Genomic DNA, 8,432 nt, shown 5'->3' on the forward strand with positions numbered 1-8,432 from the left:
CGCGCGGTGCACGGTGCTCACCACAGTGGCGCGCCGTCGGCGGCCTCGATGACGCTGTCCGGGGGCAGGACATCATGGGCGAGTACGGGGTCCGCGGTGGTGATCACGGCCTGGAGCTTATTGTCGGCCGCGAGCTGCGACAGTTCCTTCAGAAGGGTGTGTGCGTCCAGGTCTTGGACCTCCTCGGCCTTGGGGCTGTCGATTAGGAGGAGGCCGGGGTGTGTGGACACGCCGTGCGCCGCGCCTACGCGCAGGAGCGCGATGACCACCGCGATGCGAAGACGCAGGCGCTCTCCCGCGCTCTGTTTCCCGAAGCGGTCCTCGATGCCGCCGTCCTTGGTGACCTTCAGCCGTGCGGAGCGGTCGATCTCCACGGACTCCAGCGACACGATGCCGAAGCGACGGCCGAGCTCGGCGATCTCCGCGTTGAGTGCGCCGAAGAGGGCGGCCGCTGCGTCCTTGCTGTCGTCCTCCAGGATCTTGGCGCCTGCGGCCAGGATGTCCACCGCCGCCGTTTCGGCAGGGGCAGCGGCGGTCGGCCGGGGTTTCGGAAGGAAGTCGAGCGCCCCTTCGAGCCGCAGCACTGCTTCCTGGGCTGCCAGCCTCGCCGGTAGCTGCGACGCGGTCTGGGCACGCCGCAGGCGCTCTTGCACCGCGGCGAGTTCTTCGGTGACCCGTGCCAGGTCTTCCTCGGCCGGGCCCAGTGTGTCCCATGCGGCTTGCTCTGCCGCCTCGCTCGCACTCAGCCGTGTCTTGGCCTCGGTGATGACGTCCTCGGGGGTCTCGTCATCGCCCTCGACCGGTCGGGCGCACACGGCGCACGCATGGGTGGCACTCTCCCGCAGTCTGCGCTCTTCCTCGATCGCCTGATCGCATCGCGGACAGGCGCGTGGATCCAGTCCGTGGAACAACCGGCGCGCGGTGGCGCTCTCGGTGACGTCGTTGAGCATCTTGGTGTCCTGCTGACGCTGGGACCGTGCCAGGCGGTGCGCCTGCACCAGCTCGTTCCGCGTCTCCTGCGCGTCTACCACCCGGCCGGCGAGTGCGACGGCCCGTTCGGCGAGACCGGAGAGCGACTCCTCCATGGCCGACTCTTTGTCGAGAGCCTCCAGGCGGGCGCGGGCTTGCGTCAAATCGCTTTGTAGTTTTACGCGTTGGGAATCGAGTTCGCCGGCGATGGCTGCGGCGGTTGCCGCACGGGCCTTGTTCTCGTTGACCCGCACATCCAGGGCGGTTTTCACGCGGGTGAGGGCGGCCGTCGCCGGCAGGTCCAGGAAAACCTGCAGCAGTCGGCCCGGTAGCCCCGCCATGGTGAGGTCGCCCAGCAGAGCCTTGTCGCCTCCGGCGGGCAGGTAGATGGCGCCGTAGTAGGCGGGCCAGCCGTGGGTCTGGGTGGCGGTGCCCTTGTAGCTGTTGACCAGCGGCTGCAGATCGAGTCTGCCGAGCATCAGCGCCTGGACCTGTTCGGCGTAGCTGGCGGAACTGGCGGCCCGGATCAGCGGTGAGACGTCTCGTGCCGGGTCGGCCTCGCGCAGCGACTGCAGTTGCGTGACGTCCATGGCGGTGAGCACGACTGCCGAGACGATCTCACCTTCAGCGATGTCGAGTCGAAAGCCCATCGCCTGTCCGGCTACTACGACATCGAGGTCCAGGGTGCTCAGCCAGTTCCGCACCCCGCTTTGCAGTTCACGGGGAGTTCCGCGTAGACACCACGTCACCAGTTCCAGGACGCTCGTCTTGCCGCGGAAGTTGGACGCCACCAGGGCGGTCATCCCGTCGGAGAAGCGCATGGTCGAGTCGAACGGCCCCGGAGCGACGGACCCCGTGCGTACTCCGCTGACCCGCAGCCGGTGCAGGCGAAGCGACCGCGGCCGGGACGGCGTCGCGACCAACGGCAGACCGTAGGTGGCGAACACGTCCCGCACGCCCTCCTCCGGCACACCAGCGCGTTCCGCGATCCGCGACTCCAACAACCGTTCGATCTCGCTCACTTGACCTCCGCTTCGCGCTGCGGCGCAGCAGCCTGCGCGCGGAACTGCTCCAGTCGCGTTCGGGCCTGCGCGCTGACCGACCCGATTCGCGTGCCCCGATCGGTCTGCGCGTACTCCCGCTGCAAGTACTGTCGTGCCTTCAACTCGGTGCCACCCAGCCCGTCGGCCAGCGCCACCACCAGCGCGACACGCTCCACGTAGTACTGGAACACGGGCTCCTGGGAGACGATCTCATTCGCCACCCGGCGCCCGTCGCCGAGCAGGAAGTAGTCATGTTGGCGGACACGGCTGACGGTGCCTCGACGCCGGACGGCGATTAGACCGGCACTGCGCAAGACGGCCAGCGCGTCGTCCAGCGGCTCGTACGCGCCGAAGTGGTGCCGCAGCATCGGGTAGCGCCGCACCTCGGGTTCTTCGGAATCCAGGATCTCCCCTGCCAGGTGCAGCAGAGGCGCCTCACGACTGCTCTCGTAGTCGGTGAGCAACTCATCCGCGAGGTAGTCGGGATTGCGAAGCCAGAAGTCCAGCTTCTGCAGCCGCACCTGGGTACGTACGACGCCGACGGCGGAGGCGAGTGCCGGATCAGCCAACTCCGGCTGGATCGGACTCTCGCCGGCACTGTCGATGAGCAGCAGGACGCGCACCGCGTCCTGCTCCCGACTTGTCACCGGCGCTTCCTGCGCTCCTCCGTGCGGTTCGTGATCCACCGCGCCAGCGTAGCGCCGGGTGAACATCACCGGACAAGCTGTGACAGGTCTTCTTGGGGCGCGGGTAATAGCTCGGCGGCACTCGGACTGCGAGTCGGCCTTGCCCCGGGGCGGCCGCTGCCGGGGCGAGGCCGATGCCAGGAACTGGCCAAGACGGAAGGCACTGCAGAGCCAGCTAGCATGCGCGTGTGCGCGGTCTGGTGGGAATGTCGAGGCACCATTCGTCCGAGTGAACAGCTGGGTTGGAGGTTCACTCCCGGCTCGTAGTCTCGCGTCGGGTTCGTCCGTCACAGAGGACGGTCCCTGGCTGAACTGTCTTGCGTGTCAGTGCTGTTCGACGTTGGAGACTGTGGTTGATCACCGTGTCGTTATCCGCACGCCCGCCTCACAGTAGTCGCCACCAGTGACCGCGCTGGAGGGCGCCCCGACGGAGGAGCTGGGCCGGCATCGGGATGAGCTGAGGCCTGCCGGAGTGGTCCAGTTGCTCTGGCTACGCGGGGCGGGGGAGTTGACCACCGCGCATGTGAGGCTGGTTGCCGAGTCGGCGGGCGTGAGCATCCGTACGGTGTGGCGCTGGCTCAAGGAGGCCGAGGAGAGTGGCACGCCGGAGAAACCTGCCAGGAAGCGTCTGCGGATCACCGACGAGATCATCGATGTCCTCGCCGACTACCAGGGCAACGTCAAGCGTGCCCATGAGCACTTGGTGCGCGCGGCCCTGGCGGCGGGGGAGAAGCCGATCGGTCTGACGACGCTGCACGACGCGATCGCCCGTGACCTCGACCCCGGTTTCATGGCGGGCCTGCGGGAGGGCATTCCGGCCGCCCGCGGCTTCGACCCCGCCTTCCAGCGCCCGGCGGTGGCCCGGAACCAGGTGTGGGAGGGGGACCACAAGCAGGCTCCGCTCGTGGTGGTGATGCCCGACAGGAAGCTGTCGAAGGTGTGGGTGACGTGGTTCGAGGACCGTGGTACCAGCTATGTGATGGGCTGGGCGGTCACCGCTGGCTCCGCGCACCGCGGCTCGGTCCTGGCGGCCGTGCGGGCGTCGGTGCTGCGGGAGGATCCTTACGGGCCGGCCGGGGGACTGCCTCACTTGGTACGGGTCGACGGCGGTGCCGACTTCCTGTCCAAGACCGTCCGGCGGGCTTTCGGTCTGCTCGGCGCCCCGGTGCACCGGGTGCGCAGTGCCCGCCATAAAGGCGGTATCGAACGGCTGAACCGCACCAGCATGACCCGCTTCTTCGCCGACCTGCCCCGCTACACCCAGGCGCCCCTGCTTGATCACCGCCGTCGCGTCGGCGAGACGGATCCGCCGCTGGCCTTCGAGGCATTCGTGGAGCTCCTGGGGGAGTGGGTCACCGAGCACAACACCCAGCACGTGGTGAAGCGCACCGGGGTGACGCCGCTTGAGGCGTGGCTGGCCGACCCCACCGAGATCCGTCCCGAGCCCACCCCGGCCGAGCTGCGTGCGTTCATGCTGGAGAGCGACCACAGGCCACGGAAGATCACCAGTCACGGGGTGGAGTTCGCGGGCCGCTGTTACATGCCGGAGAACGGCGTGGGCCGGATCGGGGTCGAGGTGTGGGTGCGGTGGATGCCACACCACAGTCATGAGATCGACCTGTACACCTTCCGCGGCGACCGCTACCTGGGCCGGGCGTTCCTCAGCGACGAGGCCACCGAGGAACTGCGCGCCAAGGTCCTTGCCGACCGCCAGGAGCATAGCGCTGACCTGCGCCGGGCCCTGCAGCGCTCCGGTGAGCGCAAACGCGACCGTTATCTGCCGGCTACCGAACCCCAACTGCCTGTCTCTGCGACCCGCATGACCAAGGAAGAGGCCCTCGCCGAACTCGCGGGCACCAGCCAGCGAGCGCCTGCCGCGCCTCGTCGGCGCGCAGAGCCGTATCAGCCTTTGACGCCCGTCCCGGCCGGCTGGGTGCGCCCCGGCCAAGCCACTGCCCCCGCCGATCTGTCTTCGGAGGACACATGACCACCGCCGCCACTTCTGCCGCGCCGTCCCAGCCGCTCGAATCGGGGCCGCCGCGCCGTCCGGATCTGCGTCCGCAGTTCTTCCTCGGCCTTGAGGACTCCTCACTGGTCGCCACCGACACGCTGCTGCAGATCAAGGACACCGTCGTCGACACCGTCGAATCACGGGCGATGTCGGTGATCTACGGCGACGCCGGGCTGGGGAAGAGTTTCGGCACCCGGGCCACGATCCAGGAGATGAACCCGGATCTGATCCTCCCGCTGGACTTCGCCCGTTCCCGCCCGGGGCCGAAGGACCTGCGCGAGGAGCTGTTCCACCAGATGAATCTGTCCTGCAAGATGCCCGGCACCCCGACCGCTTTCGACAAGCTGCTGCGCGAGACCCTGCCCAGGCGCCCGTATGTGATCGTGTGCGACGAGGCCCAGCAGTACCGGCGGGAGAACTTCGAGTTCCTGCGCAAGCTGTGGGACACCTGCGACCCCAAGCCCGCCATCCTCTTCGTCGGCGGCCGGGAGGCGTACGAGACGCTGCAGAGCGATCCGGCGCTGGCCTCGCGGATCTACATCCGCCTGGAGATCCTGGCCATGACCGAGGACGAGGTCCTCCAGACCGTGCCCGACTCCCACCCGGTGTGGAGGGGCGCGGATGAGGCGCTGCTGAAGCGGGTCGACACCCAGTACGCGCTCGGCTCCTTCCGGGAGTGGGTGAAGGTCACCAAGCACGTGGTCAAGGGCATGGAGCATTTGGGGGTCGACAAGGTCGACGACCGGGTCGTGGACTGGGCCCTGAAGCGATGCTGACCATCCCGCCTGTGCCGTCGGTCGTCTGGGGCGCGGCCGCCGCAGCCGAGCCCTTCGCCGTCATGGACGACGCGGCCTCGTCTGGTCTGCACTTCCTCGACACCCCAGGTGTGCGCACCTTGCTCACCCCGGGCATGCTCGCCGTGGGCGACGCGCTCGTCGACGCGTACTCCCAGGGCCGGTTTGTGTGCGTGCTGGGCGAGGCCGGGGTCGGCAAGACCTTCGCCGTCCACACCGCCGCCCGCCGTCTCGGTGAGCTGTTGCTGTTGCCGCTGCGTTTCCGGGCTCAGCCGACGCCGGCTGACCTGCGAGCCGCCCTTCACCGTGCACTTGGCCTCCGTGGTGAGGCGCCCGCCGACCCAGGGGCCGCCGACGCCTGGATTCGTCGCGCCCTGGCTCTCAAGCCGCGGATCGTCGTGGTCGAGGACGCCCACCGGCTGTCGGCATCCTGCTTCGAGTACCTGCGTTTCCTCCACGACGACCTCCCCCAGGGGCTGTGCGTGGTCCTGATCGCCCAGGCGCGTGGCGAACGCTCCTTGCGCGCCCAGCGGATGCTCGCCACCCGCACCGCCGGCTGGCCCTACATCTGGCCGCTCACCCGCGACCAGGTCCCCAAGGCACTTCCCGCGCTGCACCCGCTGTGGCAGAGCGTCGCGCCCGACGACCTCAAGGCGCTGGACGCCCGCCTCGCCGATGGTTGTCTGCGCCGCTGGATCGTGCTGACCCTTCACACCCAGCGGGTGTTGGCTGCCACCGGAGCAAGCACGCCCGACTGGGACATGCTGCAGGACGCGGCTGACCGGGTCGACGGCGGACGTCGCCCATGACCGCATCCACACTTTCTCCCACCCTCGCCCCCGCTCCTGCTTCACGGGCCGCTACACCCCCGGCGGCGCGGCCGGTGAGGCTGCTGCTGGACGGTGACGACGATTACGCGGTACACCGAGCCGCCTACCAGTGGGCCGATCCCGCCAGCGGCCGGATCACCGTCGATCCCACCCCGCACACCACCAGCCCGGCATACCTCGCGCGGGACGTGCTGCGCGCCATGGGCCGCGACGGATTCTTGCGCCCCGAGGCCGAGCGGATGTCCACCGACCCGGCCTGGCGGGCGGTGACCTGCTGGACCCTGAACTGCGGCCTTGACGAGGTCATCGTGCTGCGCGCCCACCGCCTCACCACCGAGCGGCTGCGCCGCCTGGCCGCGTGGCACGCGGACACCGGTATCCGCCTGACCCTCCTGGTCCACACCCCGGAGCAGACCGACTTCCAGCGCCTGCTCGACCACCTCACAGCCGCCGAGTTGGTGGACGTGGTGACCATACGCGGCACGGCCGCCGTTCTCGAGGCGATCGGCCCGGCCGCCACCGGGCGGCGCTCAGGCCCGCCGCCGCACGATCACGCCTACCCGCTCCCGGTGCTGCCGCGCAGCTCGGTGGCTGCGTTCCGCGCGGACTGCTGGCGCCGCCAGAACGCCACCGACTTCGCCCACAGCGACGGCCAGTACCGCGCCGGCTACGCCGCCGCCCGCACCTGGCTGGCCCGCACCCTGCCACCCCCACCAGCCTCGGACGGCGGCATCGAATCCGCCGACGGTCCGGCCGAGCCAACCCCCTTCACCCTGCAGGAGACCGAGGCCTTGCGGCTGTTCCTGGCCCGCCTGACCGTCTCAAGTCCCAGCGCCGCGCACACCGTGGCCCGCGTGCGCGGCGCCCAGGCCGGCTTCCTCAGCCACTCAGTGCTGCTCAACGTGCCGGACGACCTCACCAGTTGCGCGGGGCCCGGCCTCACCACAGTGCCCATCACCCCGCGCACCGTGCACACGATCACTGTGCGCCTGCCCAACCCGCTGCGCGCCGCCGCCATCGCGGCCCTGTTGTTCACCGGCACCGAGAAGTCGCTGCTGTCGATGACCCAGATCGGATCCGTCGACGAGGACGGCACCACCGTGGCTATCGACCGCGACTCGCGGATCAACATCGGCGAACCTCCTGGGCCCCGGCACCTGTACGCCGTCCCGCCCCGCGCCCGCCCCCTGCTGCACGCCGCCGTCGAATTCCGCCGCCGCACCCCGCGCACCGCTGATAACCACGGCCTGTTCGCGAACTGCTTCGGCACCACACCACGATTCGAGGCCCTCATCGCCGACGCCGGCTTCCCGCTCCCCGTCCTGGCCCACCCCCATGCGGGGGACGACTGGCACACCGCCGCCCGCTGCTGGTACCTGCACACCCCCGCGCCGCCCGCCCCGGACATCCTGCCGCGCCTTGGGGAGTTACGCCCGTGACCGACCAGCCCCAGCCGCCCAGCGACACGTCCGCGGTCGCGTTCGACCTGATGTTCCTGCGGACACGCGCCGCGGAGTGCAGGCTCACAGACGAGGACCTGACCGCGCTGACCGGCATCCCCACTGCCGACTGGGGCACCCACCTCACCCCGCGCACCCTCCCCGCCGCGACCCTGTTCACCCTCGCCCGCGCCCTGAACACCTCACCCGAATCCCTCCTGCGCGTCCCCGAGCGCGCCTCCCGCAGTTCCGTCCCGGGTGCGGCCACCCACGCGACCGTGCTGCACGCCGCCCTGCTGGAGGTCGGCCGCATCCACCCGGACGACCTGGCCTCCGCCCTGGAATGGCCCCCACACCGCCTGAAGCGCGCCGCCACCACCCTGGCCGCACACCTTGAGCAGCCCAGCAGCCCTCACCGGCTCGTCCACACCGACACCACCATCCATCTGACCTGCGTCCCCGGCCTGCTTGACCCGGGCAGCGGAAGAACCTGCACAATACCGGCCACACCGCCGCCTCCCTCGCCCCCGGCGAGGCCGCCGCCCTCACCCTCCTGCTGCACCGCGCAGCCAGCGGCCTCACCCCCGACCTGCCGCCGAGCAGATCCCGCGTCTGGCCAACCGACGCCTGCTTGCCCCCTCCGCAAAACAGCAGAGTCCC

The 8,432-nt window shown here is 69.9% G+C and carries 6 protein-coding genes and 1 pseudogene; 5 read left to right on the forward strand and 2 right to left on the reverse strand.

Annotation, left to right across the window (positions count from 1 at the left end; translation table 11 throughout):
- Positions 1-17 precede the first annotated feature (17 nt).
- Positions 18-1,991: a hypothetical protein gene (locus D7M15_RS28060; protein ID WP_121515596.1), complete on the reverse strand. Its 1,974-nt coding sequence runs from the start codon at positions 1,989-1,991 to the stop codon at positions 18-20.
- Positions 1,988-2,698, reverse strand: coding sequence for a hypothetical protein (locus D7M15_RS28065; RefSeq protein WP_240649066.1), 711 nt, complete (start codon positions 2,696-2,698; stop codon positions 1,988-1,990). Before D7M15_RS28065 ends, D7M15_RS28060 begins: the two co-directional genes overlap by 4 nt.
- 403 nt (positions 2,699-3,101) lie before the next feature.
- Here D7M15_RS28065 and D7M15_RS28070 point away from each other — a divergent pair, with 403 nt between their 5' ends.
- The 5 genes and pseudogenes from D7M15_RS28070 to D7M15_RS28090 form a co-directional block, all read left to right on the forward strand.
- The gene (locus tag D7M15_RS28070) at positions 3,102-4,685 is read left to right on the forward strand and encodes a Mu transposase C-terminal domain-containing protein (protein WP_240649065.1); all 1,584 of its coding nucleotides are present in this window, start codon (positions 3,102-3,104) and stop codon (positions 4,683-4,685) included.
- Entirely contained in the window at positions 4,682-5,485 is an 804-nt protein-coding gene (locus tag D7M15_RS28075) for an ATP-binding protein (RefSeq protein ID WP_121515595.1), read from the forward strand. Before D7M15_RS28070 ends, D7M15_RS28075 begins: the two co-directional genes overlap by 4 nt.
- Complete coding sequence (locus tag D7M15_RS28080; RefSeq protein ID WP_121515594.1) at positions 5,479-6,312, forward strand: ATP-binding protein; 834 nt, start codon at positions 5,479-5,481, stop codon at positions 6,310-6,312. The genes D7M15_RS28075 and D7M15_RS28080 overlap by 7 nt, the downstream gene beginning before the upstream one ends.
- A 74-nt stretch (positions 6,313-6,386) precedes the next feature.
- Positions 6,387-7,772, forward strand: coding sequence for a hypothetical protein (locus tag D7M15_RS28085; protein ID WP_240649064.1), 1,386 nt, complete (start codon positions 6,387-6,389; stop codon positions 7,770-7,772).
- A pseudogene (locus D7M15_RS28090) lies at positions 7,769-8,432 on the forward strand (hypothetical protein); the annotation flags it as partial. The gene D7M15_RS28085 and the pseudogene D7M15_RS28090, both read left to right, overlap by 4 nt.

Source organism: Streptomyces sp. Z26 (genome assembly GCF_003665095.1).
Lineage (GTDB): Bacteria > Actinomycetota > Actinomycetes > Streptomycetales > Streptomycetaceae > Streptomyces > Streptomyces phytohabitans.